The organism is Aeromicrobium sp. UC242_57 (assembly GCF_044452305.1).
In the GTDB taxonomy this organism is placed as follows: Bacteria; Actinomycetota; Actinomycetes; order Propionibacteriales; family Nocardioidaceae; genus Aeromicrobium.
This window is the reverse complement of the sequence record NZ_JBIOAM010000003.1, coordinates 909,260-932,820: the sequence shown is the minus strand read 5'-3', so window position 1 is coordinate 932,820 and position 23,561 is coordinate 909,260. Positions and strand designations below refer to the sequence as shown.

The 23,561-nt window shown below is 68.1% G+C and carries 28 protein-coding genes and 6 pseudogenes; 4 read left to right on the top strand and 30 right to left on the bottom strand.

Going from position 1 to position 23,561, the window contains the following annotated elements:
* Window positions 1-13 precede the first annotated feature (13 nt).
* From ACHMWU_RS15890 to gatC, 6 genes and pseudogenes are all read right to left on the bottom strand, one after another.
* Window positions 14-172, bottom strand: a complete 159-nt coding sequence (locus ACHMWU_RS15890; RefSeq protein WP_396045080.1) for a hypothetical protein — start codon at window positions 170-172, stop codon at window positions 14-16.
* Between the two features lie 271 nt (window positions 173-443).
* Window positions 444-969, bottom strand: a pseudogene (locus tag ACHMWU_RS15885) (Asp-tRNA(Asn)/Glu-tRNA(Gln) amidotransferase GatCAB subunit B); the annotation flags it as partial.
* Between the two features lie 151 nt (window positions 970-1,120).
* A pseudogene (locus ACHMWU_RS15880) lies at window positions 1,121-1,399 on the bottom strand (Asp-tRNA(Asn)/Glu-tRNA(Gln) amidotransferase GatCAB subunit B); the annotation flags it as partial.
* Between the two features lie 326 nt (window positions 1,400-1,725).
* Window positions 1,726-2,412: pseudogene (locus ACHMWU_RS15875) on the bottom strand (amidase family protein); the annotation flags it as partial.
* Window positions 2,413-2,468: 56 nt separating this feature from the next.
* Window positions 2,469-2,962, bottom strand: a pseudogene (locus ACHMWU_RS15870) (amidase).
* Window positions 2,963-3,006: 44 nt separating this feature from the next.
* Complete coding sequence (gene gatC / locus ACHMWU_RS15865) at window positions 3,007-3,315, bottom strand: Asp-tRNA(Asn)/Glu-tRNA(Gln) amidotransferase subunit GatC (protein ID WP_396045078.1); 309 nt, start codon at window positions 3,313-3,315, stop codon at window positions 3,007-3,009.
* A gap of 143 nt (window positions 3,316-3,458) precedes the next feature.
* On the opposite strand from gatC, the gene ACHMWU_RS15860 reads away from it, so the two are divergent.
* Both ACHMWU_RS15860 and ACHMWU_RS15855 read left to right on the top strand, forming a co-directional pair.
* Window positions 3,459-3,824, top strand: coding sequence for an alpha/beta fold hydrolase (locus ACHMWU_RS15860; protein ID WP_396045076.1), 366 nt, complete (start codon window positions 3,459-3,461; stop codon window positions 3,822-3,824).
* A complete protein-coding gene (locus ACHMWU_RS15855) occupies window positions 3,812-4,246 on the top strand; it encodes a hypothetical protein (RefSeq protein WP_396045074.1) in 435 nt (144 codons plus the stop codon). Before ACHMWU_RS15860 ends, ACHMWU_RS15855 begins: the two co-directional genes overlap by 13 nt.
* A gap of 32 nt (window positions 4,247-4,278) precedes the next feature.
* On the opposite strand, the gene ACHMWU_RS15850 is transcribed toward ACHMWU_RS15855, so the two are convergent.
* Together ACHMWU_RS15850 and ACHMWU_RS15845 are read right to left on the bottom strand one after the other, a co-directional pair.
* Window positions 4,279-5,496 carry an NAD(P)/FAD-dependent oxidoreductase gene (locus ACHMWU_RS15850; RefSeq protein ID WP_396045072.1) on the bottom strand — a complete coding sequence of 406 codons (1,218 nt, stop codon included), beginning with the start codon at window positions 5,494-5,496 and terminating at the stop codon, window positions 4,279-4,281.
* Window positions 5,493-5,960 carry a hypothetical protein gene (locus tag ACHMWU_RS15845; protein ID WP_396045070.1) on the bottom strand — a complete coding sequence of 156 codons (468 nt, stop codon included), beginning with the start codon at window positions 5,958-5,960 and terminating at the stop codon, window positions 5,493-5,495. Before ACHMWU_RS15845 ends, ACHMWU_RS15850 begins: the two co-directional genes overlap by 4 nt.
* A gap of 31 nt (window positions 5,961-5,991) precedes the next feature.
* On the opposite strand from ACHMWU_RS15845, the gene ACHMWU_RS15840 reads away from it, so the two are divergent.
* Window positions 5,992-6,348, top strand: coding sequence for a DUF2568 domain-containing protein (locus ACHMWU_RS15840; RefSeq protein WP_396045068.1), 357 nt, complete (start codon window positions 5,992-5,994; stop codon window positions 6,346-6,348).
* Between the two features lie 10 nt (window positions 6,349-6,358).
* Here ACHMWU_RS15840 and ACHMWU_RS15835 read toward each other — a convergent pair.
* The 11 genes and pseudogenes from ACHMWU_RS15835 to ACHMWU_RS15785 form a co-directional block, all read right to left on the bottom strand.
* Window positions 6,359-7,172, bottom strand: a pseudogene (locus tag ACHMWU_RS15835) (pseudouridine synthase); the annotation flags it as partial.
* Between the two features lie 118 nt (window positions 7,173-7,290).
* Window positions 7,291-7,479 carry a DUF1272 domain-containing protein gene (locus tag ACHMWU_RS15830; RefSeq protein WP_396045066.1) on the bottom strand — a complete coding sequence of 63 codons (189 nt, stop codon included), beginning with the start codon at window positions 7,477-7,479 and terminating at the stop codon, window positions 7,291-7,293.
* The gene (locus ACHMWU_RS15825) at window positions 7,473-7,751 is read right to left on the bottom strand and encodes a BRCT domain-containing protein (protein ID WP_396046819.1); all 279 of its coding nucleotides are present in this window, start codon (window positions 7,749-7,751) and stop codon (window positions 7,473-7,475) included. The genes ACHMWU_RS15830 and ACHMWU_RS15825 overlap by 7 nt, the downstream gene beginning before the upstream one ends.
* A gap of 48 nt (window positions 7,752-7,799) precedes the next feature.
* Window positions 7,800-8,075, bottom strand: coding sequence for a helix-hairpin-helix domain-containing protein (locus ACHMWU_RS15820; RefSeq protein ID WP_396046817.1), 276 nt, complete (start codon window positions 8,073-8,075; stop codon window positions 7,800-7,802).
* A 175-nt stretch (window positions 8,076-8,250) separates the two neighbouring features.
* A complete protein-coding gene (locus tag ACHMWU_RS15815; RefSeq protein ID WP_396045064.1) occupies window positions 8,251-8,598 on the bottom strand; it encodes a hypothetical protein in 348 nt (115 codons plus the stop codon).
* Window positions 8,550-9,665, bottom strand: coding sequence for an NAD-dependent DNA ligase LigA (gene ligA, locus ACHMWU_RS15810; protein WP_396045062.1), 1,116 nt, complete (start codon window positions 9,663-9,665; stop codon window positions 8,550-8,552). The genes ACHMWU_RS15815 and ligA overlap by 49 nt, the downstream gene beginning before the upstream one ends.
* Window positions 9,662-10,087 (bottom strand): type II toxin-antitoxin system VapC family toxin, encoded by a 426-nt coding sequence (locus ACHMWU_RS15805; RefSeq protein WP_396045060.1) that lies wholly within the window; start codon window positions 10,085-10,087, stop codon window positions 9,662-9,664. The genes ligA and ACHMWU_RS15805 overlap by 4 nt, the downstream gene beginning before the upstream one ends.
* A gap of 71 nt (window positions 10,088-10,158) precedes the next feature.
* A complete protein-coding gene (locus ACHMWU_RS15800) occupies window positions 10,159-10,338 on the bottom strand; it encodes a type II toxin-antitoxin system Phd/YefM family antitoxin (RefSeq protein ID WP_396045058.1) in 180 nt (59 codons plus the stop codon).
* A 64-nt stretch (window positions 10,339-10,402) separates the two neighbouring features.
* On the bottom strand, window positions 10,403-11,371 hold the full coding sequence (locus ACHMWU_RS15795; protein WP_396045056.1) for a methionine synthase: 969 nt from the start codon (window positions 11,369-11,371) through the stop codon (window positions 10,403-10,405).
* A gap of 133 nt (window positions 11,372-11,504) precedes the next feature.
* Window positions 11,505-12,574, bottom strand: a pseudogene (mnmA, locus tag ACHMWU_RS15790) (tRNA 2-thiouridine(34) synthase MnmA).
* A gap of 14 nt (window positions 12,575-12,588) precedes the next feature.
* A complete protein-coding gene (locus ACHMWU_RS15785) occupies window positions 12,589-13,794 on the bottom strand; it encodes a cysteine desulfurase family protein (protein ID WP_396045054.1) in 1,206 nt (401 codons plus the stop codon).
* A gap of 211 nt (window positions 13,795-14,005) precedes the next feature.
* Between ACHMWU_RS15785 and ACHMWU_RS15780 the strand changes: the two genes are divergently transcribed.
* Window positions 14,006-14,329, top strand: a complete 324-nt coding sequence (locus ACHMWU_RS15780) for a hypothetical protein (protein ID WP_396045052.1) — start codon at window positions 14,006-14,008, stop codon at window positions 14,327-14,329.
* A 15-nt stretch (window positions 14,330-14,344) separates the two neighbouring features.
* On the opposite strand, the gene ACHMWU_RS15775 is transcribed toward ACHMWU_RS15780, so the two are convergent.
* The 11 genes from ACHMWU_RS15775 to ACHMWU_RS15725 all read right to left on the bottom strand — a co-directional run bounded on the left by ACHMWU_RS15775 (window position 14,345) and on the right by ACHMWU_RS15725 (window position 23,435).
* A complete protein-coding gene (locus tag ACHMWU_RS15775) occupies window positions 14,345-15,379 on the bottom strand; it encodes a TIGR03842 family LLM class F420-dependent oxidoreductase (protein WP_396045050.1) in 1,035 nt (344 codons plus the stop codon).
* 12 nt (window positions 15,380-15,391) lie between these two features.
* Window positions 15,392-16,354, bottom strand: a complete 963-nt coding sequence (locus ACHMWU_RS15770) for an amidohydrolase family protein (protein ID WP_396045047.1) — start codon at window positions 16,352-16,354, stop codon at window positions 15,392-15,394.
* On the bottom strand, window positions 16,267-16,833 hold the full coding sequence (locus ACHMWU_RS15765; RefSeq protein ID WP_396045045.1) for an amidohydrolase family protein: 567 nt from the start codon (window positions 16,831-16,833) through the stop codon (window positions 16,267-16,269). The genes ACHMWU_RS15770 and ACHMWU_RS15765 overlap by 88 nt, the downstream gene beginning before the upstream one ends.
* A 13-nt stretch (window positions 16,834-16,846) precedes the next feature.
* The gene (locus ACHMWU_RS15760; protein ID WP_396046815.1) at window positions 16,847-17,008 is read right to left on the bottom strand and encodes a hypothetical protein; all 162 of its coding nucleotides are present in this window, start codon (window positions 17,006-17,008) and stop codon (window positions 16,847-16,849) included.
* Window positions 16,948-17,622: a nitrilase-related carbon-nitrogen hydrolase gene (locus tag ACHMWU_RS15755; protein ID WP_396045042.1), complete on the bottom strand. Its 675-nt coding sequence runs from the start codon at window positions 17,620-17,622 to the stop codon at window positions 16,948-16,950. Before ACHMWU_RS15755 ends, ACHMWU_RS15760 begins: the two co-directional genes overlap by 61 nt.
* Window positions 17,623-17,878: 256 nt before the next feature.
* Window positions 17,879-19,744, bottom strand: a complete 1,866-nt coding sequence (locus ACHMWU_RS15750) for an ATP-binding cassette domain-containing protein (protein WP_396045040.1) — start codon at window positions 19,742-19,744, stop codon at window positions 17,879-17,881.
* On the bottom strand, window positions 19,710-20,330 hold the full coding sequence (locus ACHMWU_RS15745; RefSeq protein WP_396045038.1) for an ATP-binding cassette domain-containing protein: 621 nt from the start codon (window positions 20,328-20,330) through the stop codon (window positions 19,710-19,712). Before ACHMWU_RS15745 ends, ACHMWU_RS15750 begins: the two co-directional genes overlap by 35 nt.
* A 90-nt stretch (window positions 20,331-20,420) precedes the next feature.
* Entirely contained in the window at window positions 20,421-20,642 is a 222-nt protein-coding gene (locus ACHMWU_RS15740; RefSeq protein ID WP_396045036.1) for a hypothetical protein, read from the bottom strand.
* 173 nt (window positions 20,643-20,815) lie between these two features.
* Entirely contained in the window at window positions 20,816-21,577 is a 762-nt protein-coding gene (locus ACHMWU_RS15735; protein ID WP_396045034.1) for a substrate-binding domain-containing protein, read from the bottom strand.
* Between the two features lie 32 nt (window positions 21,578-21,609).
* Window positions 21,610-22,518 (bottom strand): ABC transporter permease, encoded by a 909-nt coding sequence (locus tag ACHMWU_RS15730; protein WP_396045032.1) that lies wholly within the window; start codon window positions 22,516-22,518, stop codon window positions 21,610-21,612.
* 230 nt (window positions 22,519-22,748) lie between these two features.
* Window positions 22,749-23,435 (bottom strand): SDR family NAD(P)-dependent oxidoreductase, encoded by a 687-nt coding sequence (locus ACHMWU_RS15725; RefSeq protein WP_396045030.1) that lies wholly within the window; start codon window positions 23,433-23,435, stop codon window positions 22,749-22,751.
* Between the last annotated feature and the right edge of the window lie 126 nt (window positions 23,436-23,561).

Here is a 23,561-nt window from a genome sequence, read left to right as displayed (position 1 = left end):
AGCTTCTCGAGGATCAGCCGCCGGACCCGGCCCGCGTCAGCCTTGCCGCGCGCATCTCCTTCATCACCGCACCGATCAGGGCACCGGCGACGCCGAGGTTGCCGCCGCGGATCTTCTCGGCTGCGTCAGGATCGGCTGCGATCGCACGATCTGACGGCCTCCCCCAGCGCACCGTCGTCGGAGACGACCTCGAGGCCTCGCCCGATCACGACCTCTTCAGCCGGTGCCCTCACCGGCGATGACGCCGTCGAAGACCGAGCGCGCCAGCTTGTCCGTTGATGCGGCCCGCATCGATCAGGCCCTGGGATCTCGGCTACCTGTGCCGGCGTGATGCCGAGGGCGTCGATGTCGGTGCCCGACTCGTTCGACCCGACGGGCCATCTCGCCCAGCCACCACTTCTTCGCGGCCTGTGGCGTCGTGCCGGCCTCGACCGTGGCGACGATCAGGTCGAGCGCACCCGCACCGATCGTGTCGCGCATGTCGAGGTCGGAGAAGTCCCACTCGGCCTGCAGGCGCGCGCGGCGCACGGCCGGTGGCTCGGGGCAACGTCGCCGCAGCCCTCGACCCACTCGCGCGACGGCGAGACCGGTGCGAGATCGGGCTCGGGGAAGTAGCGGTAGTCGTCGGCATCGGACTTCTCGCGGCCCCGACAGCGTCGTGCCCGTGTCCTCCTGGAAGTGACGCGTCTCCTGGACGACCTTGCCGCCCTCGTCGAGGATTCCGGCGTGCCGCGAGATCTCGAAGCGCACAGCGCGCTCGACCGACCGGAACGAGTTGACGTTCTTGGTCTCCGAACGGGTGCCGAGCACCGTGGAGCCCTTCGGCTTCAACGACAGGTTGACGTCGGCGCGCAGCGAGCCCTGGTCCATCCGGACGTCGGACACGCCGAGTCCGCCGATCAGGTCGCGCACGTGCGAGACGTAGGCCCGAGCGACCGCAGGTGCCTTCTCGGCCGGGACCTCGATCGTGCGGGTCACGATCTCGATCAGCGGGATACCTGCCCGGTTGTAGTCGACCAGCGAGAAAGTCGGCACCGTGGATGCGGCCGGTGGAGCCGCCGACGTGCAACGCCTTGCCGGTGTCCTCCTCCATGTGGGCGCGCTCGATCTCGATCCGGAACGTCTCGCCGTCGACCTCGACATCGACGTAGCCGTCGAAGGCGATCGGCTCGTCGTACTGCGACGTCTGGAAGTTCTTCGGCATGTCGGGGTAGAAGTAGTTCTTGCGCGCGAACCGGCACCACTCGGCGATCTCGCAGTTGAGCGCCAGGCCCATGCGGATCGCCGACTCGACGGCCTTCGCGTTGACGACCGGCAGGGCGCCCGGCAGCGCCAGGCACACCGGGCAGACCTGGGTGTTCGGCTCGGCGCCGAACTCGGTCGGACAGCCGCAGAACATCTTCGTGGCGGTGTTGCAGCTCGATGTGGATCTCCAGACCCATGACGGGGTCGTAGCGGGAGATGGCCTCGTCGAATGGAACCAGTGTCTCGGTCGTGCTCATGCGCGGACCTCCAGCTCGGGCGCCTTGGACAGCAGCGTGCCGCCCCACTTGTCTTCGAGCAGCCGCTCCAGCGCCGCGGCCGCGTTGTACAGCCGGTCGTCGGCCTTCTGCGGGGCCAGGAACTGCAGCCCGACCGGCAGCGCGTCCTCGTCGGCCAGACCGACGGGCAGCGACAGTCCGGGATGCCGATCAGGTTGGCCGGGATCGTGGCGATGTCACCGAGGTACATCGCGAGCGGATCGTCCAGCTTGTCGCCCAACGGGTAGGCCGTGGTCGGCGACGTCGGCGAGACCAGCACGTCGACGTCGGCGAAGGCTGTCGCGAAGTCGCGGGCCAGGATCGTCCGCACCTTCTGCGCCGAGCCGTAGTAGGCGTCGTAGTAGCCGCTGGACAGGGCGTACGTGCCCAGGATGATCCGGCGCTTGACCTCGTCGCCGAAGCCGGCGTCACGGCTCGATGCCATGACCTGCTCAGCACTCGGGTCGTCGACCCCTGCCGGTGCGACCCGGACGCCGTAACGCATCGCGTCGAACTTGGCGAGATTGCTGCTCGCCTCGCTCGGCATGACCAGGTAGTAGGCGCCCAGGGCGTACTTCAGGCTCGGGATCGAGACCTCGACGACCTCGGCACCTGCGGCGGTCAGCAGCTCGACGGCCTCGGTGAACCGGGCGTTGACACCAGGCTGGAAGCCCTCGCCGCCCAGCCCTTGACGACGCCGATCTTCAGCCCCGCCACATCGGCACGACGCGCGGCCGCGACGACGGCCGGGACCGCCTCGGGGATGCTGGTCGAGTCCATCGGGTCGTGCCCGGCGATCAGCGTGCAGCAGCGCCGCATCCAGCACGGTACGGGTGACCGGACCGGCCTGGTCGAGGCTGCTCGCCATCGCGACCAGGCCGTAGCGGCTGATCCCGCCGTAGGTGGGCTTGACGCCGACCGTTCCGGTCAGCGCACCGGGCTGGCGGATCAGCCGCCGGTGTCGGTGCCGACTGCCAGCGGTGCCTCGAAGGCGGCCACGGCAGCGGCCGAGCCGCCGCCGGATCCTCCGGCACGCGGGTCGTGTCCCACGGGTTGTGGGTCGGGCCGTAGGCGGAGTGCTCGGTGGTCGAGCCCATCGCGAACTCGTCCATGTTGGTCTTGCCGAGGATCGGGAGGCCTGCGGCCTTGATCTTGGCTGTCACGGTCGCGTCGTAGGGCGGGATCCAGCCGTCGAGGATCTTGGAACCGCACGTCGTCGGCATGCCGACGGTCGCGAAGACGTCCTTGACCGCGATCGGCACACCGGCGAGGTACGAGAGCTGTTCGCCAGTGGCGCGGCGGTCGTCGATCTCGAGGGCCGTCGCGAGGGCGCCCTCGGCGTCGACGTGCAGGAAGGCGTGGATGTCGCCGTCGACTGCTGAGATGCGATCGACCAGCGCCTGGGTCACCTCGACCGAGGAGACCTCCTTGTCGGCCAGCATGTGGGCCAGGTCGTCGGCGCTCAGCCGGGTCAGGTCACTGTCTGTCATGACTCCCCCAGGATCTTGGGCACGAGGAACCGCTGCTGGTCGGACGCCGGCGCAGCAGCCAGGGCTGCCTCGGGGGTCAGGCTCGGGCGGACGACGTCTTCGCGGAACACGTTGTCGACCGGCACGGGGTGACTCATGGCCGGCACGTCGGCTCCGGCGGCCTCCTGCACGCTGGCGACGTGCTCGAGGATGGCAGGCAGTTCAGTGGCGAGGTGGTCGAGCTCAGCGTCACTGAGGTCGATGCGGGCGAGGCCGGCCAGATGGGCGACGTCGTCACGCGAGATACCCGTTGCGGGATCGGACATGCAGTTTCCTTGCGTGGTTGGTCTTGCAGGTCGAAGGCGTTGCAAGATTCCATCCTAGTGACCCGCACACCCGCACACTTGCGGGCACCGGCCCGAGCCTCAAGCCTGTTCAGATAACGGGGTTCTCTGACAAGATGTGGGCCATGTCAGACTCCCGCACCTCGCAGATCCGGCACGCCGGCTTCACCTTCGACGTCATCGACACCGGCCCGATCGATGGCGATCCGGTGGTGCTCCTGCACGGCTTCCCCCAGCGCGCGACCTCCTGGGCCGCCGTGTCAGAGCGATTGCACACAGCCGGGTTCAGGACGTACGCGCTCGACCAACGGGGCTACTCTCCCGGTGCACGTCCGGCGTCCCGGTTCGGCTACAAGATCACCTCGCTCGTCGCAGACGCCAAGGCGCTCATCGACCACATCGGCCGTCCCGTCCACCTCGTGGGCCACGACTGGGCGCGGCCGTCGCCTGGGGCGTCGCAGCGCATCACCCCGACTCGTTGCGGACGCTGACCGCTGTCTCGGTCGCGCATCCGGGCGCCTTCGTGAAGTCGATGTTCAGCAGCTCGCAGATCTTGAAGTCGTACTACATGCTCCTGTTCCAGATCCCCTTCCTGCCAGAGCGCATGCTCAGCAAGCCGGGAGGTTTCGGCGAGAAGATGCTGCGCGGGGCCGGCATGGACCGGACGATGATCGAGACGTTCCGCCGCGAGATCGTCGCCGACGGCGCGCTGCGCGGAGGGCTCGGCTACTACCGCTCGATGTTCCTCGCCCCGCCGGGCGAGCTGAGCCGGCAGGTGCACGTGCCGACGACTTACGTGTGGAGCGATGGCGACGCCGCCTTGGTGCGCCGCGGGGCCGAGCTCACCCCCGCAGTACGTCTCGGCGCCGTACGAGCTGGAGGTCTTGCACGGCGCGACGCACTGGCTGCCTGACCAGAATCCCGACGAGGTCGCCGCGAGCATCGTCAGACGGGCCCGATCGGTCTAAGGCTGCTGGGCGCCAGATGTGCGTGCACCTGCGAGACCGCACCGGCCCCTTCGCCGCTGGCTGACGCGACTCGTTTCATGGAGCCGGAGCGGACGTCTCCGGCGGCGAACACGCCAGGAACCGACGTCTCCAGCGGCGCCGGCGGCATGCCGTCGCGCCACAGCTCCTTGGGGACGTCGCGTCCTGTGAGCACGAAGCCGTCCTCGTCGCGGCTGACCACGTCGGGCAGCCAGTCGCAGCCGGGCTCGGCGCCCAGCAGCAGGAACAGGCCGTCGGCGTCGAGCCGTCGACGGCTGCCGTCACTAGACAGCTCGATCCACTGCAGGCGTCCCTCGCCGCCACCGTCGACGACCCGGGCCCCGGTGCACACCGTGATCCGCCGCTGGGTCGAGATCTCGTCGATCAGGTACGCCGACATCGTCTCGGCCAGGCTCGCCCGCCGCACCACGATCGTCACCGAACGGGCGAACCGCGCCAGGTGCAGCGCGGCCTGTCCAGCCGAGTTGCCGCCGCCGACGATGAAGACGTCGCGGCCTTCCATCTCTCGGGCCACGCTCGTCGCGGCGCCGTAGTAGACACCCATGCCGACGAGGGTCTCCAGCCCGGGAACCCCGAGCCGCCGGTAGCGCACGCCGCACGCGATCAGGACTGACCGGGCGCGGAGGACCCCGTCGTCGTAGCTGACCTCGTGCAGGTCACCGACACGCAGTCCGGTGACGGCCCGGCCCGTGAACATCCGTGCGCCGAACCGGGTGGCCTGCAACCGGGCGCGAAACGCCAGCCGCATGCCGGAGACGCCCCTCGGGAAGCCCAGGTAGTTGCGGATCATCGAGTTCGTGCCCGCTTGACCGCCGACCGCTTCGGCGTCGAGCACCACGGTGCCGAGACCCTCCGATGCTCCGTACACCGCAGCTGCCAGTCCGGCTGGACCAGCACCGATGATCAGCAGGTCCGCGACGTGGTCTGCTCCGAGGGCGTCGGGGGAACCGTGAGAACGTCGCCGCGACGAGGCGCTCGTTCGCGCCACCGATGGGTGTACGGCCGTACGCGGAGACGATGGGCAGCCTGGCGCCCTCCCCCGCGGCCGCGACCAGGTCGCGCCCCACGTCGCTGTCGGGGCTGTGGCGGGTCCACGGAGAACCCATCCGGTCGAGGAAGTCCCGGATTCCGGCCACCTCGACCTGCGTGCCGTCATCGACGATCAGGACGCCCGCGACCTCCGGGGTCGAGGTCGTGGTCGCCCACTCCGACAGGTACTCGGTGATCGCGGTGTGGAACTCCTCGTCGCGTGGTGCCTGCGGGATGATCAGGTACGTGTCGAGGCGCCCCGCCGCCAGCTCGGGCCGCAAGACCTCGACCGCATCGCGGAACTGGCCGAACGGGATCAGCACGACCCGCTTGCTGCTCGGCGACACGGCGCGCAGCTCGTCGAGCAGGCCCGACGGGCCGTCTTCCAGGGCGAAGTCGATGCCGATCACCGCGATCTGGCGGCCTGCTGCCACGAGCGGCGGCAAGCTCCCGCACTCCGTCCGGGCCACTGACGGTTCGGACGTCGTAGTCGCGGGCGTAGCGGCTGCCGAACTCGTCTGCCAGGACGTCTCGACTGTGACCCGTCGCCACGAGCAGGATCACCGGGCTGGGGCGGGTCGACTCCGTCATGTCGCGAAAGTAGCACTGTCAGGCTGACCTCATGCCTCCACAGAAACCGACCGACGTCGGCCCGCTCGATTCGCTGGCGCTCCTGTGCGAGATCGCGATGGTCGTGCTGCTCGTCCTGGCCGGTCACGGATTCGACGACGGCTGGCGCGGTTGGGCCATCGGCATCTTCCTGGCACTGGTCGCGCTCGGCATCTGGGTGCAGTGGATGAGCCCCAACTCGGCGCGTCGACTCGAGAACCCCACGCGTCTGGTCGTGCAGATCATGCTGTTCATCACCGTGGCCCTGTATGCCGCTGCGGGCGGCCTGTGGCTGTGGGGCATCGGCTTCGCCGTGGCAGCGATCGTCGTCTTCGTGGCCCTGGCCGTCTCCGAGCTGCCAGAGGCTTGAGGTTCAGCTTTTCCGTCAGTGGAAGCTGGCGGACGCTCCTGAACGATCGTGCGGAGCCGTCGACCGGGTCGGTGAACGCCAGTCGGCAGCCAGCAGCTGCAGCGGGTGAGCGAAGTCGTCGACCGCGACGTCCTGCACGGTCGGATACAACGGATCGTCGACGATCGGGATGCCCAGCCCGTTGAGGTGGACACGCAGCTGATGCGTACGCCCCGTGCGCGGCAGCAATCGATACACGCCTCGGCCGTCGAGCTTCTGCTCCAGCTCGATCACGGTCTCGGCGTTGACCGGAGCATCTGGCACGACCTCGACCTGCCAGGAGCCCCGGCGCTTGACCAGGTGGTTGCTGACCGTGACCGGCAAGCGCAGGTCTGGGTCGATCGGCGCCAACGCGCGATAGACCTTGGTGACTTGGTCGTCCTGGAACAGCGTCTGATAGGCACCGCGCCAGCGCCGCTCGGTGGCCAGCATCAGCAGCCCTGACGTGATCCGGTCGAGCCGGTGCATGGGAGTCAGCTCGGGTAGCCCGCTGCGTCGCGCAGCCTCACCACGACGCTCTGCCGCACGTGCTGGCCGCGCGGGATCGACGACAGGAACGCAGGCTTGTCGATCACGACGAGCCGCTCGTCGCGGTGCACGACGTGGATCTCGCCGGGCACGTCGGCCTCGACGGGCAGGTCGCGATGGAACCAGATGAACGTGTGCGGCGTGTACGGATCGTCCTCCCCGACTGGTCGGAGGTCGGAGTAGACAAACCGCTTCTCGGCCAAAAAGCCGGCGATGTCGACCCGCTCGGGTAGCCGGTGCCGCAGCCACTGCCCCATCGTCGCCCACTGCTCTGGACGCGGCTTGTCGCGGTCGGGGGTGCGAAGCCAGGCGGCCCCCAGCCCGTGACGGGGCGGGAGCGGAGAACGTGGCGGCACCCGTCGAGACTACGGGGCTTCAGGTCGCGCGTGCGGCCCGGCAGTCGGGGTTGAACACCCGCTTCGTCGAGGGCGGATCGTTGACGAGCCGGGAGGCCGACGGCTCCGGACGTCTAGCCAGCTCGCCTCCGCAGTTGGGACAGACGCCGCGCAGGACGTTCTCGGCGCAGTCGCGGCACCACGTGCACTCGTACGAGCAGATCAGCACGTCTTGCGACAGGGGCGAAGGTCTCGGTCACAGCACTCACAGCTCGGCCGGATCTCAAGCATCAGGCTTCGGCCTCTTCGCCCTCTTCGTTCTCGCCGGAGTCTTCGGTCTGTGGCGGGCCCTCGGCGAGAAGCTTGCTCGAACTGCTCCTCGTTGAGGATCGTCAGACCCAACGCCTCGGCCTTGTCGGCCTTGGAGCCGGCGCTCTCGCCGACGACGACGTAGTCGGTCTTCTTGGAGACCGAGCCTGACGCCTTGCCGCCGTGGGCGATGATCGCCTCCTTGACCGAGTCACGGGTGAACCGCTCGAGCCGATCCGGTCACCACGATCGTGAGCCCTTCGAGCGTGCGGACGATCGACTCGTCACGTTCGTCGTGCATGCGGACACCGGCTGCGGCCCAGGCCTCGACGATGTCGACGTGCCAGTCGACCGAGAACCAGTCGACGACGGCCTCGGCGATCGTGGGGCCGACCCCTTCGACGGCGGACAGCCGTCGGCGCCAGCAGCCCGGATCGCGTCCATCGAGGCGAAGTGCGTGGCCAGAGCACGCGCGGCGGTCGGTCCGACGTGCCGGATCGACAGCGCGACCAGCACCCGCCACAACGGCTGCGACTGGCCTTCTCGAGGTTGTCGATCAGGGCCAGGCCGTTGGCGCTCAGCACCCTGCCGTCGACAGCTTGGTCGACCTCGGTCTTCTTGGCGGCACGCGTGTAGAGCTCGGTCTTCATCAGGTCGTCGGCGGTCAACGAGAACAGCCTGCCCTCGTCGGTCAGCACACCGGCCTCGAGCAGCGCCGTTCGCGCCCTCCCAGCCGAACACCTCGATGTCGAAGGCACCACGGCCACCGACGTGCGTCAGCCGCTCCCGGCAGCTGCGACGGACACGACCGGGTGTTGGGACAGCGGAAGTCCTTCTCACCCTCCCGTGAGGGTGCCAGCGGCGTGCCGCAGGAGGGACACTCCGTCGGCATGACGAACTCGCGCTCGCTGCCGTCACGCAGGGCCACGACCGGGCCGACGATCTCGGGGATGACGTCGCCGGCCTTGCGCAGGACGACCATGTCACCGATCAGGACGCCTTTGCGCTTGACCTCGAACTGGTTGTGCAGCGTGGCCATCTCGACGACTGATCCGGCCACCGGATCGGCTCCATGACGCCATAGGGCGTGACTCGTCCCGTTCGGCCGACGTTGACGCGGATGTCGAGCAGCCGGGTGTTGACCTCTTCGGGCGGGTACTTCCAGGCGATCGCCCAGCGAGGCGCGCGCGAGGTGGAGCCGAGACGACGCTGGCGGTCGACCTGGTCGACCTTGACCACGACACCGTCGATCTCGTGGACGACGTCGTGCCGGTGCTCGCCGTAGTAGGCGATGAACTCTTCGACGGCTGCGAGATCAGGCACGACCTTGGCTCGGTCGCTGGTGGGCAGCCCCCAGGCCTTGAGCGCCAGGTACGCCTCGCTCTGGCGTTCGGGGCTGAAACCTTCGCGGTAGCCCAGGCCGTGGCACACCATCGACAGCGGCCGAGACGCGGTGACCGACGTGTCTTTCATGCGCAGCGTTCCGGCTGCGGCATTGCGCGGGTTGGAGAACGGCGTCTTGCCCGACTCGGCCCACGCGGTGTTGAACTCCTCGAACTCCTTGGTCGGGAAGAACACCTCGCCGCGAATCTCGACATAGGCCGGGACCGGGTAGTCGTCGGTGGCCGTCAACCGGTGCGGGATCGCCTTGATCGTGCGGACGTTCTCGGTGACGTCCTCGCCGACGCGGCCGTCGCCCCGCGTCACGCCACGGGTCAGCCGTCCGTCCTCGTAGGTCAACGAGATCGCGAGGCCGTCGACCTTGGCTCGCACAGGAACTCCGCGTCGTCGACGCCTTCGCGGATCAGGCGTCCATGCCAGGCCTCGAGCTCTTCCGCTGCTGAAGGCGTTGTCGAGGCTCAACAGCCGTTCGCGGTGCTCATAGGCCTCGAACGTCGAGGAGATCGCCCCACCGACCTGCTGGGTCGGCGAGTCGGGGGTACGGCTCGGCAGCCGTTTCTTCGAGCGCCTCGGCTCACGCATCAGGTGGTCGTACTCGCCGTCGGAGATCGTCGGCGCATCGTCGCGGTGGTAGCGCTGACGGTGCTCGTCGATCGTCTCGCTCAGCTGCTTGTGCTGCTGACGCAGCTCGTCATCAGTTGTCATGCTGCCTCATCAGGATTGACGGCCCGCAGACCGATCGAGCGCGTGGCCGCCACGAACCGCGCATCACGCGACACCATCGTCAGGCCGTTGTCGCGGGCGACGGCCAGGTGCAACGCTTCTGACGACCGGAGTCCGGCGTCTGCGTGGCACAGCGCCTCGGCGGAGGCGAAGTGCTTGGGCTCGATCGGCAACGTCGCCAACGAGTCTTTCTGGAGCCGCTCGAAGCCGGTGCGGGCCACGGCGCGCCCACGGTCGTCGATGTCTCCGGCTCGGCGCTTGAGCGACAGCGAGCTCGCGAACTCAGTCTGGACCCACGGCGAGATGAAGAAGTCGTGATGGGTCGCGAGCCATTGGCGCACCTGAGTGGCTGACTGCTCGGTCGTCAGCGCTGAGATCAGGACGCTCGTGTCGAGGTAGTGCATCAGTGCCCCTCGTCGCGCATCTGGCGGACAAGCCTCGGCGGAGTCTCCGGAGGTCGCCGGCAGACCCTTCGTCAGCCGTCGAACCACTCCATGGTGATCGGCATGCGCTGCCGTTGCTTGGGGATCAGGTCGGCGACCGGCCTGCCCCGTCTGGTGATCTGCACGTGCTCCCCCTTCTCCACCGCGTCGAGCAGCTCGCTCAGGTGTGCCTTCGCCTCGGCGACGCTGACCGACCGCCCAGGCTCGCTCATGACAACCTCCAGATGACCAAGTAGATGGTCATCTTAGTCGTCATCGCTGACGCGCACCATCAATCTAGTGGCGGCCACTGACAGCGTGCGCGAGCGCCAAGGCATGACGCGCCCACTGTGGAGAAGCTCCGGCCAGACCGCACGTCGGCGTGACCACGAGCCGGTCGGCGTACGTCTCCTCGTCGAAGCCGAACCGACTGAAGAACGTGTCGATGCGCTCTGCCAGAGCCTTCTCGGTGGTCCCACTGACATCGGTCGACGGCACCACGCCGAACCACAGGTCGACGCCCTTCTCGAACGTCTCGGCCCAGACATCATCGGGCCTGGCCAAGGAGAGGTCGAACGAGATCGCGGTGAATCCTGCTCCGGCCAGCAGCTCCACCGGGACGTCGGGCGCGCACGAGTGGACGACCGGCCGGCCGCCAGCCTCGGTGATCGCGTCGACGACGTTGCGCAGCAGCTGATCGGCCTCGGGCGGATGCACACTGCGGTGCCGTGACCAGCCGCTCGCGGTCGGGATGCCCCCGGTCAGCACCGCCGTGATCGCGGGCTCGTCGATCTGCACGACCACGTCGGCCTGGTCGAACCGGCGGCCCACTGCGGACACGTGCGTCCGGAGTCCTTCGGCGAGCGACTGGCTGATCTCGCGACGAGCACCATGGTCGGCGAGCATCTTGTCGCCCTTGGCCCGCTCGACAGCCGCCGCCAACGTGAGCGGACCGGTGACCTGGATCTTGATCGGCCCCTGGTAGCCCTGTGTCAGCTCTTCGGCGACATCGAGGTCGTGGAGCAGCAGCGATCGCGCCCGCCGGACGTCGGTTCCCTCCCCCACGCCGACCCGCCAGCCGTCTGGCTGCAGATCGGCCTCCAGCCCCTCGAGCAGCGCCAGAGTTCGGCCGATCATCCCGGCGTGGACGCCCCGTGCGGGGAGCTCGGGGACGTACGGCAGACCGCCGACCTCCCCCAGGACGATGCGCATCGACTCGGCGAAGTCCGTACCTGGCATCGAGCCGATGCCGGTGGCGAGTGCCATGGAGGTCCTGTTCTGTCGGTTCGATGCTGTGAGCGGTGACATGGCGACCCATCCCCGTCAGATGCGGTGACATGGCGACCTATCGCTGTCGGGGATACGTCGCTGCGTCACCGCCCGCCGGGACGACAGGTCGCTAGGTCACCGCGACGCGGGAGGTGGCGGAGATCGTGGCCGAACCGACGACGCGGGCGCCGTTGTAGATCACGCAGGCCTGGCCGGGGGCGATGCCGCTCGCGGGATCGATCAGCTCGACCGACACAGAGTCGCCCGAGACCGAGACCCTGGCCCGGTGCTCGTCGCCGTGCGCGCGCAGCTGCACCGTGCAGTCGAGCACCTCGTCAGGCGCCGTCCCGCACCACAGGGGCTTGATCGCGTCGAGGCGATCGACCAGCAGCCTTCGCGCGATCCGACCGTGACGGTGCCGCTGACCGGCTCGATGTCGAGCACGAAGCGGGGCTTGCCGTCATCGGCCGGAATGCCCAGCCGGAGTCCGCGGCGCTGCCCGATCGTGAACGCATACGCGCCGTCGTGCTCGCGCAGCACCGTGCCGTCGGTGTCGACGATCGTGCCGGGCTCGGGCCCCAGCTTCTCGCCCAGCCAGCCGGCGTTGTCGCCGTCGGGGATGAAGCAGATGTCGTGGCTGTCGGGCTTCTGCGCGACCTGGATGCCTCGACGGGCCGCCTCGACCCGCACGACGTCCTTGGTCGTGTCGCCCAACGGGAACAACGAGTGCGCCAGCTGCTCCTGCGTCAGGACGCCCAGGACGTACGACTGGTCCTTGCCCATGTCGATCGCCCGGTGCATCTCGATCGTGCCGTCGTCGGCGGTGCGCAGCTGGGCGTAGCGGCCGGTCGCGACGGCGTCGAAACCAAGCGCCAGCGCCCGATCGAGCACCGCTGCGAACTTGATCTTCTCGTTGCACCGCAGACAGGGATTCGGGGTGCGTCCTGCGGTGTACTCGGCGATGAAGTCGTCGACGACGTTGTCGGCGAACTCCTCGCTCATGTCCCACACGTAGAACGGGATGCCCAGCTCGTCGGCTGCTCGCCGGGCGTCGTTGGAGTCCTCGATCGAGCAGCAGCCGCGTGCACCAGAGCGGTAGGAGCGCGGATTGCGGCTCAGCGCCAGGTGCACGCCGGTGACGTCGTGGCCCGCGTCGACGGCGCGCGCAGCGGCCACGGCGGAGTCGACCCCGCCAGACATCGCTGCGACGACTCTCACGACGAGCTCCGCACGAGCGAGGCACGCTGCGCCCGCTGGTGGACGGCGGGCAGCGCCTCGATGAGTCGATCGACATCGGCCTCGGTCGAGGTGTGCCCCAGGCTGAACCGCAACGATCCGCGTGCAGCGACGTCGTCATAGCCCATCGCCAGCAGCACGTGGCTGGGCTGCGGCACGCCGGCGGCGCACGCCGAGCCGGTCGAGCACTCGATGCCCTGGGCGTCGAGGAGCATCAGCATCGCGTCGCCCTCGCAGCCCGGGAAGGTCACGTGGGCGATGTTGGGCAGCCGGTGTGCGGCTCCGGGCAACGGGTCACCGTTGATGATCGCGTCGGGCACGACCCGCACGATGCCCTCGACGAGTCGCTGGCGCAACGCCTCGATACGCGTGACGGTCTCAGCCTGGCGGGCGACGGTGACGTCGACGGCGGCCGCGAAGGCCGCGATCAGGGCGACGCTGACGGTGCCCGAACGCAGATCCCGCTCCTGGCCTCCGCCGTGCATCAACGGGTTCGCATCGATCTCGCGGCCGATCATCAGCGCACCCACCCCGACGGGACCGCCGAGCTTGTGCGCCGTGATCGTCATGGCGTCGAGGCCGCTGTCCTTGAAGCTCAACGGCAGGTAGCCGGCGGCCTGCACGGCATCGCTGTGCACCGGGATGTCGAACTCGCGGGCGATCTCGACGACGTCGGCGATCGGCTGCACCGTGCCCATCTCGTTGTTGGCCCACATCGTGGTGATGGCCGAGATGCTCAACGGATCGCTCGTGACCGCAGCGCGCAGGTCGTCGATCAGGATGCGTCCGTGCTTGTCGACCGGCGTCATCGCGACCTCGGCGCCTTCGTGCTTGGCGAGCCAGGTGACGGGGTCGAGCAGCGCATGATGCTCGATCGAGCTGAAGACGATGCGGTGTCGCGCCGAGTCCTGCGCGAGGCGCGACCAGTACAGCCCCTTGATCGCCAGGTTGTTGGCCTCGGTGCCGCCGGAGCAGAACACGATCTCGCTGGGGCGCGCGCCGAAGCGTTCGGCGATCAGCCGACGCGCCTCTTCGACGGTGCGGCGCGCGGCACGGCCCGAGGCGTGCAGCGAGGACGCATTGCCTGTGACGGCCATCTGCTCGAGCATCGCCGAGATCGCTTCGGGGACCATCGGCGTCGTGGCCGCATGGTCGAGGTAGACCGAACTCTGCCTGTCATTCATCGCGTGGCCAATCCTACGCGCACGACACAGAGCCGGACCGCGGTCATCCGGCATTGGTACTCTGACCGCATTCTGGCACCACTCCTAGGGGGAAGCATGGGAATGTTCGGCAAGAAGAAGAGCCGCGACGAGCGCACCGAGGACGCCATGAAGATGGCCGAGAACCTGGCCGCCGGCAAGGGGCTCACTGGCCGGCTCGGCAAGAAGCTTCATGGGCGCGGAGAACGCAGCCCTGCTCGGCCAGAGCCTCGACAGCGCCCGCGGCGCGCAGGAGGCCGCTGCCTTGGCCGCATCGGGCATTCCCAGCGTGCCGGCGACCGTGACCAACGTCAGCGACACCGGTCAGCTGATCAACTTCGATCCGGTGGTCGTCCTCACCGCGGCTCTCGCCGACGGTCAGGTCGTCACGTTGCAGACGCTGGTGTCGAAGATCCAGGTCCCCCGCATCGGCGACACCGTCTCGCTGATCCAGAACCCCGCCCAGCCCGGCACCTACGTGTATGCCGGGCTGACGCTGCCGCCGCCGACGATCTAGCTGCCGGGCCGGGGCTCAGGCCTTGGCCGTCACGTGCTCGCGGATCTGCGGGATGATCGACTCTCCGTAGACCCGGAGCGTCTCCTCCTTGTTGTCGTGCTGGAGGTAGCCGGCGAACTGGGTCACTCCGACCTCTTGAAGGGCCTTGAGCTTGGCGACGTGGTCGTCGACCGTGCCGAGCAGGCAGAACCGGTCGACGATCTCGTCGGGCACGAAGTCGGCATGGGTGTTGCCGGCCCGACCGTGCTCGTTGTAGTCGTAGCCCTCGCGGCCCTTGATGTAGTCGGACAGCGCCTGCGGTATTGCCACTCCCCCTGAGCCTGTCGAAGGGTCCCCGTACTTCGCCACGATGTCGGCGACGTGGTTGCCGACCATCCCGCCGAACCAGCGGCACTGCTCCCGCATGTGCGCCCAGTCGTCGCCGACGTACATCGGTGCCGCGATGCAGAACGACAACGACTCGGGGTCGCGACCGGCGGCAGCGGCAGCGTCCTTGACGCTCTGGATCATCCAGCGGGTGATGTCGACGTCGGCGAGCTGCAGGATGAAGCCGTCACCGACCTCTCCGGCTGCCTTGAGCGCCATGGGACCGTACGCGGCGACCCACACCTCGAGCGAGGTGTGCGTCGTCCACGGGAACCGCAGGGTCGATCCCTTGTAGTCGACGGCTCGACCGTTCGCGAGCTCGCGGATCACGTGCGTTGCGTCGCGCACCTCCTTCAACGTCGACGGCTTGCCGTTCGTGACGCGCACGGCAGAGTCGCCGCGTCCGATGCCGCAGACCGTGCGGTTGCCGTACATCTCGTTGAGCGTCGCGAACACCGAGGCCGTGACGGTCCAGTCACGGGTCGCCGGATTGGTCACCATGGGCCCGACGATGACCCGGTGCGTCTGCGCCAGGATCGCGCTGTAGATGACGTACGGCTCCTGCCACAGCAGGTGACTGTCGAACGTCCACACGTAGTCGAAGCCGTGCTCCTCTGAGAGCTTGGCCAGCTGGACCGTGCGCCACGCGGGGGGATTGGTCTGTAGAACTACTCCGAAGTCCATGTTTCTCCCTGGCTAGATGAGGTACTGCGAGAGGCCGCGCTTGACGAACTGGCCATGACCTTTCGTGCCGATGTAGGCGTTGTCGTCCACCACGACCGTCCCCCGGGAGATCACAGTGTCGACGTGACCGTCGATCTCGAAACCCTCCCATGCCGAGTGGTCCATGTTCATGTGATGCGACTTTCCTTCGCCGAATCCGATCGATGTGTGACCGTTCGGGTCGTAGACGACGATGTCGGCATCCGCCCCCGGAGCGATGACACCCTTCTTGCCGTACAGGCCGAACATCCGGGCCGGGGTCGTCGACGTGATCTCGACCCAGCGCTCGAGCGAGATCTCGCCGTTGACGACGCCCTGGTACATCAGGTCCATGCGGTGCTCGACCGATCCGATGCCGTTGGGGATCTTGGAGAAGTCGCCCAGGCCGAGGTCCTTTTGCCCCTTCATGCAGAACGGGCAGTGGTCGGTCGAGACCATCTGGATGTCATTGGTGCGCAGCGACTGCCACATGTGGTTCTGGTGGCCCTCGGCCCGTGACCGCAGCGGGGTCGAGCACACCCACTTGGCACCCTCGAACGTCCCCCATTCCTTGCCCTGTGCGGCGAGCTGTTCTTCCAAGGACAGGTAGAGGTACTGCGGACAGGTCTCGCCGAACACGTTCTGTCCGATATCGCGGGCCGCAGCGAGCTGCTCGACGGCCTGCTTGGCGCTGACGTGCACGACGTACAGCGGCGCCCCGGTCAGGTTGGCCAGCATGATGGCGCGGTGTGTCGCCTCCTCCTCCATCTGCCAGGCACGGGCGACACCGTGGAAGTACGGGTCGGTCTTGCCCTGGGCCAGCAGCTGCTCGACCAGGACGTCGATCGCGGGGCCGTTCTCGGCGTGCATCATCGTGACCATGCCCGAGCTGGCCGACTTCTGCATGGCCCGCAAGATCTGGGCGTCGTCGGAGTAGAACACCCCCGGATAGGCCATGAACAGCTTGAAGCCGTGATGCCTTCGTCGACGAGGCCGTCCATGGCCTGCAACGAGTCGTCGTTGACGTCGCCGATGATCTGGTGGAAGGCGTAGTCGATCGCGCAGTTGCCTTCGGCCTTGGCGTGCCAGGCCGCCAGGCCGTCCATGAGTCGTTGCCCGTAGGTCTGCACCGCGAAGTCGATGATCGTGGTGGTCCCGCCCCAGGCGGCCGCCCGGGTGCCGGTCTCGAAGGTGTCGGACGCCGCGGTGCCGCCGAAGGGCAGCTCCATGTGGGTGTGCGCGTCGATCCCGCCGGGGATGACGTACTTGCCGGTCGCGTCGATGACGCGGTCGACGGTGCGCGCCAGGTCGGAGCCCAGCAGGACCGATCCGGGTGCGAGCACCGCGACGATGACCTCGCCGTCGACGAGGACGTCGGCTGCTGAGCGGCCCGTCGCGGTGACGACCGTGCCGCCGGTGATGAGCGTGGTTGCCATGTCGCCCTCCCCCTTACGGCTGCGCGATCGCGGTGTAGGAGTCGGGCCGACGGTCTCGGTAGAACTGCCAGTCGTCGCGCATCTGCCGGACCAGGTCGAGGTCGAGGTCGCGGATCAGGATCTCCTCGGTCGTGTCGGATCCGCGCTCTCCAACGAAGTTGCCGCGCGGGTCGATGACCTGGCTGGTGCCGTAGAAGTCGACGGCCAGCCGCCGTACTCGTTGTCCTCGCGGCCGACCCGGTTGGGCTGGAGCACGAAGTAGCCGTTCGCGACCGCCGCACACGGGCCTTCTACCTCCCACAGCCGGTTGGACAGGCCGGGCTTGGTCGCATTCGGGTTGAACACCAGGTGCGCACCGGCCAGCCCGAGATCGCGCCAGCCCTCGGGGAAGTGCCGGTCGTAGCAGATGTAGACGCCGATCGGCCCGACCGCGGTCTGGAACACCGGGTAGCCCAAGTTGCCCGGACGGAAGTAGAACTTCTCCCAGAACCGGTCGAGGTGCGGCAGGTGGTGCTTGCGGTACTTGCCGAGGATCGTTCCGTCGGAGTCCACGACGACCGCAGTGTTGTAGTAGACGCCGGTCATGGCCTCTTCGTAGATCGGCAGGACCATGACGAGCGACAGCTCCTGGGCCAGCGCAGCGAAGCGTTGCACGATCGGTCCGTCGGCCGGCTCGGCGTACGCGTAGTACTTCTTGTCCTCGGTGATGCCGAAGTACGGCCCGTAGAAGCCTCTGGAAGCAGATGACCTGAGCGCCCTCGGCTGCGGCGTCGCGGGCGAACTGTTCATGCTTGGCGAGCATGGACTCCTTGTCGCCGGTCCACGTCGTCTTGGGTGATCGCTGCCCTGATGACTGTCACGTAGTGCCCCTCCGTCTGGCCAGGGCCCTGACGGCCCGTGCAGTCATTGCATGGCAGCGCGGATTTGCGAACGTGTCAACAGATGACGGCCGGTCGCAGCACAATCGCAACATGCCCCCGCCGGAGGTCTCGGGTCTCCGGCAGGGGCGTTGCAGTGGTCGGCCAGCCGAGCGCCGACCACGGTCTCAGGAGGTGCGGCGTTGCGCCTGGGCGAACAGCGCGCACGCACCGAGGGCCATCAGGCCGGGCAGCCAGTACTGCCAGGCCTGCGAGAGCCCGATGAACGTCGCCGTGGTCTGGGTGACCTGGACGAGGAAGACGCCGAACAGGACGCCGATGAAGCTGCCGCGTCCGCCGAACACCGAGGCACCGCCGAGGACGACCGCCGTGACGCTGACGAGCGTGTACGACGTGCCGGCCGTCGGGTCGCCGACACCGATCTGCGCCATCAGCATCAACGCACCGAGGAAGGTGAACAGCGAGCAGCCGATGTACGCCATCATGAAGACCCGATTCACCGGGATGCCCCGCTTGTGCGCCGCGAGATCGTCCGAGCCGGCGGCCCGCAGCCGCAGGCCCGTGCGGGTGCGGCGCGAGGCGACCTCGAGACCGACCAGCAGCAGTGCACCGACGATGACGGCCCACGGAACCGGGCCGATCGTCGCGTTGAGCGCCGAGGTGACCGGCTCGGCGATAGTTCCGCCGGGGGTGTCGCGCATGACGAGCGAGAGGCCCTGCAGCGCCGTCATCGTCACGAGGGTCGCGACGACTGGGCTCACGTTCCCGAACCGGACGAGCGAGCCGTTCACGATGCCGACGAGCACCGCGAACAGGGCCATCAGCACGAGGCCGAGCACCCACCAGCCACCACCGAGATCGGCCGTCACGTAGAACGAGGCGATCACCACCAGGGTGCCGGTCAGCGGCCCCACCGACAGGTCGATGCCGCCTGTCATCACGACCATCAGCTGACCCGCGGCCAGGAACAGCAGCGGCGCCAGCAGGGCCAGGGAGCTGGAGATGTTGAAGCTCGACAGGAACCGGTCGCTGTCCATCGCACCGACGACGATCAACGCGAGGGTCGCCGCGACGAGGAAGGCGCTGGGTCCTTGCTCGCTGCCCAGCATGCGGGTCAGCCACCCGTTCTTGCGACGGATCTCGTCGGACTGGATCGCATGATCCTCGCCACCGGCGGTCAGGGATGCCTCGGTGATCGCGTGATCGGTGATCTGGTCGCCGACGAGCTCGGCGACGACCCGGCCGCGCGAGAAGACCAGGACCCGGTCGCACAGTCCGGCCAGCTCGACGTTGTCGGAGCTCAGCACCACGACCGGGACGCCGTTCTCGGCATTGGAGCGCAGTCGGTGGTAGATGTCAGAGCGCACGCCGACGTCGATGCCTTGCGTCGGCTCGTCGCACAGCAGCACGGTCGGTTCGGACAGCAGGGCGCGGCCGAGCGAGACCTTCTGCTGGTTGCCGCCCGACAACGTCGAGACGGCGACGTCGGGCGAGGCGGTCTTGATGCCGAGATCGACGATCTCGGCATCGACGAGCCGGTTCTCAGCACGTCGGTTGATGACGCCGGCACGGGCCGTCTTGCCCGTCGCGGCGACCGTCAGGTTCTCGCGTACCGAGTGCACCGTCGCGACGCCCTCGATGTGGCGCTCCTGCGGCATCAGCACGATGCCGGCCGCACGGGCCTTGCCCGGGCTGGAGAGGTCGGCGGACCGACCTTCGACCGTGACCGTCCCGGTGCTGGAGACGGCTCCGCCCAGGACGCGGATGAACTCACGCTGGCCGTTGCCCTCGACGCCCGCCAGGCCGATGACCTCGTGACGTCGGACGTCGAGGCGGATCTCGTCGAGGTCACGCGACTGCACGTCGACGCTCAGGACGGTCTCGCCGAGGTCGACAGCCTTGTCGGGGAACAAGGCCTCGACCTTGCGTCCTGCGACCGCCGTGATGATGTCCTGCTCGGTGACCTCACCTGACAGGAACCGTCCGCGCACCTCGCCGTCACGCAGCACCGTGAAACGGTCGGCGAGCGCCATGACGTCGGGCAGGCGGTGGCTGATGTAGATGACCGCGACGCCGAGCGCCGGCGAGCTTGCGGATCTGCTCGAAGAGGCGCTGGGTCTCGTCGATCATGAATGCTTCGGTGGGCTCGTCGAAGATCACGACGTCCGGATCGCAGGCCAGCGCGCCGCAGATCTCGATCGCCTGCTTCTCGGCCAGCGACAGCGAGCCGACCCGCGCCGTCGGCGAGATCGGCATGCCCATGGGCTCCAGCTTCTGCCTGGCCCAGTCCTGCAGCCGGCCGAACGTCGGCCGCTTGCTCTCGGGCACCGACAGCGCGAGGTTCTCCGCGACGGTCAGGTCGGGCAGCAGCGCAGGATGCTGGAACGCGATCGCCAGCCCCTGGTCGCGGGCGGCGACCGGCGAGATCCGGGCCAGCCGCTCGCCATTGATCTCGATAGTTCCCTCATCGGGGGTGATCGCGCCGGATGCCACCGCCATCAGGGTGGACTTGCCGGCACCGTTGCCGCCGACCAGGGCGTGAACTTCGCCTGCGAACGCCTCAAAGCTCACGCCATCGAGTGCAACGACGCCGGGATAGCGCTTGGTGACGCCCTTCATCGAGAGGCGGACTTGGGGTCGAATTCACGGTTGACTCCTAGGTAAGGGGTGGGGCCGTGGCCGCGCGACGGCGGCCACGGCCCCGTCACATCAGTTGAACAGCTTCTCCAGCTGGTCCGAGTCGAGCCGGCCGACGAGATCGCGCTGCTCGGGAGCGCGGGATCGCACTTGGGCTGCTTCGACTCGTCGAAGCTGTCCTCGTAGATCGGGGATGTTGATGATCTCGGGCTCGTCGTTCTTGATGCCCTGCTTGTCGGCGACGGCCTTGCGCAGTGCCAGGCGGATGATCCAGGTGCGGCTCGAGACCGTCATGACGTTGAAGCTGTCCTGCTTGGCGCTCTCCTGCTCGTAGGCGCAGGCGAAGCCGTTGAGGTCGTTGGCCGTCCACAGCGGCAGCTCGCGCTTGGCCGACTTGAAGGCCCGGATGCCGCCGAGCGAGGCGTCACCTGAGTCGGTGATGACGGCATCGATCTTCGGGTACTTGGTCAGCAGGCCCGAGACGACCTTCTGGGGTCTGGGCGGGGTTCCAGTTGGTGTCGATCGGCTTGCCGGGGCTGTTGAGCAGCTTCACGTTGGCGCAGGCCGCGTTGTCCTTGAGCTCGGCCTCGATGCCCGTGAGCTCGGTGATGCTCTGGGTGTTGCCCGGCGTGCCACCCGAGGAACAGGACGTTTCCGCCCTTGTCACCGAGGTGCTCACACGTCCACTTGGTCCAGGTCTTGCCGTCGTTGACGGTGTTGTGGCCCACGAACGTCGTGTAGTCGGTGCCGGGCTTGCCACCCGGGTTCGCCGTCCACGGCACGACGGCGACACCGGCCTTGGTGGCCTCGCGCAGCGTCGGCAGCAGCGCCTCACCGGCGTCGGGGAACACGACGATCACGTCGGCGCCCTTGGCGACGAGTCCCTTGATGTCGCTGATGGCCTTCTGCGGGTTGTTCTGCGCGTCGGCGTACGGCAGGAGGGTCAGGTTCGAGCACTTGGCGGCCTCGTCCTCGAACTCCGCGCGTGCGGTCTTGCGGAAGGCGTTGTCGCCGGTTCCGTCGGCGAGCGCGACCTTCAGCGGCTTGTCGCCGCAGAACTCCTTCATGTCTCCCGGCCGCCAGACATCGCCGGTACGAGCCTCGTCGGAATAGACCTTATCGACGCCACCGGAGGAATCGCTCTCGGTGGACGCGCAGGCGGACAGGGCGAGCAGTCCGGCCACGACGGATGCGCTGAGCGCATACCCGCGGGGGTGCTTGGTGAACATCGACATTCTCCTTGTGGTGGGGGAAACGGGGGTCATGAGGTGCGGCGTCGCAGGAGGCGCTTGATCGGCATCCGGGTCAGCACGACGGCGAGGGCCAGGACGATGGCCTGCACGAGCAGCTGCATCGAGGTCGCTGCGCCGGCGGCGAGCACGACCTGGTTGAGCTGGGTCAGGAACAGCGCTGCGACAGCAGTCGCGGCGGCGCTGCTGACACCGCCGGTCAGGAGGCTGCCGCCGAGGACGACCGCGGCGATCGTCGACAGCTGGTACGGGTTGCCCAGCAGGATGTCGGGGGTGCGCAGGTAGCCGGCGAGCAGCAGCCCGGCCAAGGCGTAGAACAGGCCCGCAACGGCGTAGGCGCCGACCTGGTGGGCCTTCGACCGGATGCCCAGCAGATGGGCGGCCGGTGCGCTGGCGCCCACGGCCATGAACCGGCGGCCGACGACGGTGCGGCTCCGGGCCAGTCCGAGCAGCAGGACGCACAGCACGGCGATGATGACGAGGTTCTGCACGCCCAGGAACGAGCCGACCGCGAAGTCGGAGAACGAGGCATCGGCCGAGCCGGGGAATCCGTCCGACACGTGCAGCACGACGCCGATCAGGATCGAGTTCATCGCCAGCGAGGCCACGAACGCGGCGATCCCGAACCTGACGACGACCAGGCCGATGACGAGCCCGCCGAGCAGTCCGGCGCCGAGTCCCAGCAGGACGGCAAGCCACAACGGCATCCCGGTCTGCTCGGGGATCTTGGTCACGAACACGGCTGCCAGGGCCATCGCGCCGGGCACCGACAAGTCGATGCCGCCCTGCGTGATGACGAGGGTCTGGCCCAACGAGGCGATCACGAGCACCGCCGCGAACGGCAGCATCGAGTCGAGCGAGGACGAGGAGAGGCTTCCGGGAGCGAGCAACGGGCTGATGGCGAACAGCACCACAGCCATGCCCCACACCGGGACGAACGGCCCTCGGGGGAGGTAGCGCGCGCAGCGGCCGGGACCCGGCGTGGCCGGTGGCCGAGGGCGCGCGAAGTTCGGTGGTCACGAGAGATGCCTTTCTGGCGTTGCTGACTTGGCTGACCTTGCTGGCGTTGGCGAGAAGGGAGAGATCAGACGGCGGTGAAGCCACCGTCGACGGGCAGGTCGGCGCCCGTCACGAAGCTTCGCCTCCGAGCTCAGGAGGAAGGCGATCGTCGTCGAGATCTCGGAGGCAGCGGCGATCCGTCTGACCGGGTGCCCGTCGACCAGCGCCTTCTCAGCAGCGACGGGATCGCTCTGCGCGGCCAGGTAGCCACGCAGCTGATCGGTCTGACCGAGCCGGGGCTCACGACGTTGCAGCGGATGCCCTGCTGCGCGAACTCGGCAGCGATCTGCCGGGTCAGCTGCACGACGGCGCCCTTGGAGGCGCAGTAGGCGGGCTGGTTGGGCAGTCCCACCCAGCCGGAGATCGACGACAAGTTCACGATCGACCCTGCCGTGCCCGTCGCGACGAAGGAGCGGATGACGTGCTTGCACGTCAGGAACGTGCCGGTGGCGTTGACCGCCATGACCCGGTTCCAGTCGTCCAGGGCCGTCTCGGTGATCGGGCCGGTCGTCATGGTCGCTGCGCAGTTGACCAGGCCGGTGACCGAGCCGAGCTCGTGCGTCGTCTGCTGCACTGCGGCCTCGACCGCGGTCTCGTCGACGACGTCGAGGACGACCGAGATCGCCTGACCGCCAGCGGCCTTGATGTCGGCTGCGACATCGTGCACCGACGACTGGTTGTCGAGCAGTGCGACGGCATGGCCGCGAGCTGCGAGCAGGCGGCCCGTCTCGGCTCCGATGCCTCCGCCGGCACCGGTCACCATCGTGATTTCTGTCATGTTCAGATCCCTTCGAACTCGGTTGACAATGTCATGCTGCATGCAGCATGTCAACACGATCTGGGCAGAATTTACGTGATTGACATGCTGCATGCAGCATGTCAGGATCGAGAGGTCAGGCGAGTC

Bases quoted from the DNA above. Each gene is read 5' to 3' on its own strand.
- gatC (WP_396045078.1), bottom strand. From the start codon at position 3,315: ATGTCCGATCCCGCAACGGGTATCTCGCGTGACGACGTCGCCCATCTG.
- ACHMWU_RS15860 (WP_396045076.1), top strand. From the start codon at position 3,459: ATGTCAGACTCCCGCACCTCGCAGATCCGGCACGCCGGCTTCACCTTC.
- ACHMWU_RS15850 (WP_396045072.1), bottom strand. From the start codon at position 5,496: ATGACGGCACGCAGGTCGAGGTGGCCGGAATCCGGGACTTCCTCGACC.
- ACHMWU_RS15845 (WP_396045070.1), bottom strand. From the start codon at position 5,960: ATGACGGAGTCGACCCGCCCCAGCCCGGTGATCCTGCTCGTGGCGACG.
- ACHMWU_RS15840 (WP_396045068.1), top strand. From the start codon at position 5,992: ATGCCTCCACAGAAACCGACCGACGTCGGCCCGCTCGATTCGCTGGCG.
- ACHMWU_RS15815 (WP_396045064.1), bottom strand. From the start codon at position 8,598: ATGGCCACGCTGCACAACCAGTTCGAGGTCAAGCGCAAAGGCGTCCTG.
- ligA (WP_396045062.1), bottom strand. From the start codon at position 9,665: ATGACAACTGATGACGAGCTGCGTCAGCAGCACAAGCAGCTGAGCGAG.
- ACHMWU_RS15805 (WP_396045060.1), bottom strand. From the start codon at position 10,087: ATGCACTACCTCGACACGAGCGTCCTGATCTCAGCGCTGACGACCGAG.
- ACHMWU_RS15800 (WP_396045058.1), bottom strand. From the start codon at position 10,338: ATGAGCGAGCCTGGGCGGTCGGTCAGCGTCGCCGAGGCGAAGGCACAC.
- ACHMWU_RS15795 (WP_396045056.1), bottom strand. From the start codon at position 11,371: ATGGCACTCGCCACCGGCATCGGCTCGATGCCAGGTACGGACTTCGCC.
- ACHMWU_RS15785 (WP_396045054.1), bottom strand. From the start codon at position 13,794: ATGAATGACAGGCAGAGTTCGGTCTACCTCGACCATGCGGCCACGACG.
- ACHMWU_RS15780 (WP_396045052.1), top strand. From the start codon at position 14,006: ATGGGCGCGGAGAACGCAGCCCTGCTCGGCCAGAGCCTCGACAGCGCC.
- ACHMWU_RS15775 (WP_396045050.1), bottom strand. From the start codon at position 15,379: ATGGACTTCGGAGTAGTTCTACAGACCAATCCCCCCGCGTGGCGCACG.
- ACHMWU_RS15770 (WP_396045047.1), bottom strand. From the start codon at position 16,354: ATGGCCTATCCGGGGGTGTTCTACTCCGACGACGCCCAGATCTTGCGG.
- ACHMWU_RS15765 (WP_396045045.1), bottom strand. From the start codon at position 16,833: ATGGCAACCACGCTCATCACCGGCGGCACGGTCGTCACCGCGACGGGC.
- ACHMWU_RS15755 (WP_396045042.1), bottom strand. From the start codon at position 17,622: ATGAACAGTTCGCCCGCGACGCCGCAGCCGAGGGCGCTCAGGTCATCT.
- ACHMWU_RS15750 (WP_396045040.1), bottom strand. From the start codon at position 19,744: ATGGCGCTCGCCGACCGTTTCACGGTGCTGCGTGACGGCGAGGTGCGC.
- ACHMWU_RS15745 (WP_396045038.1), bottom strand. From the start codon at position 20,330: ATGAAGGGCGTCACCAAGCGCTATCCCGGCGTCGTTGCACTCGATGGC.
- ACHMWU_RS15740 (WP_396045036.1), bottom strand. From the start codon at position 20,642: ATGACGGTCTCGAGCCGCACCTGGATCATCCGCCTGGCACTGCGCAAG.
- ACHMWU_RS15735 (WP_396045034.1), bottom strand. From the start codon at position 21,577: ATGTTCACCAAGCACCCCCGCGGGTATGCGCTCAGCGCATCCGTCGTG.
- ACHMWU_RS15730 (WP_396045032.1), bottom strand. From the start codon at position 22,518: ATGGCTGTGGTGCTGTTCGCCATCAGCCCGTTGCTCGCTCCCGGAAGC.
- ACHMWU_RS15725 (WP_396045030.1), bottom strand. From the start codon at position 23,435: ATGACAGAAATCACGATGGTGACCGGTGCCGGCGGAGGCATCGGAGCC.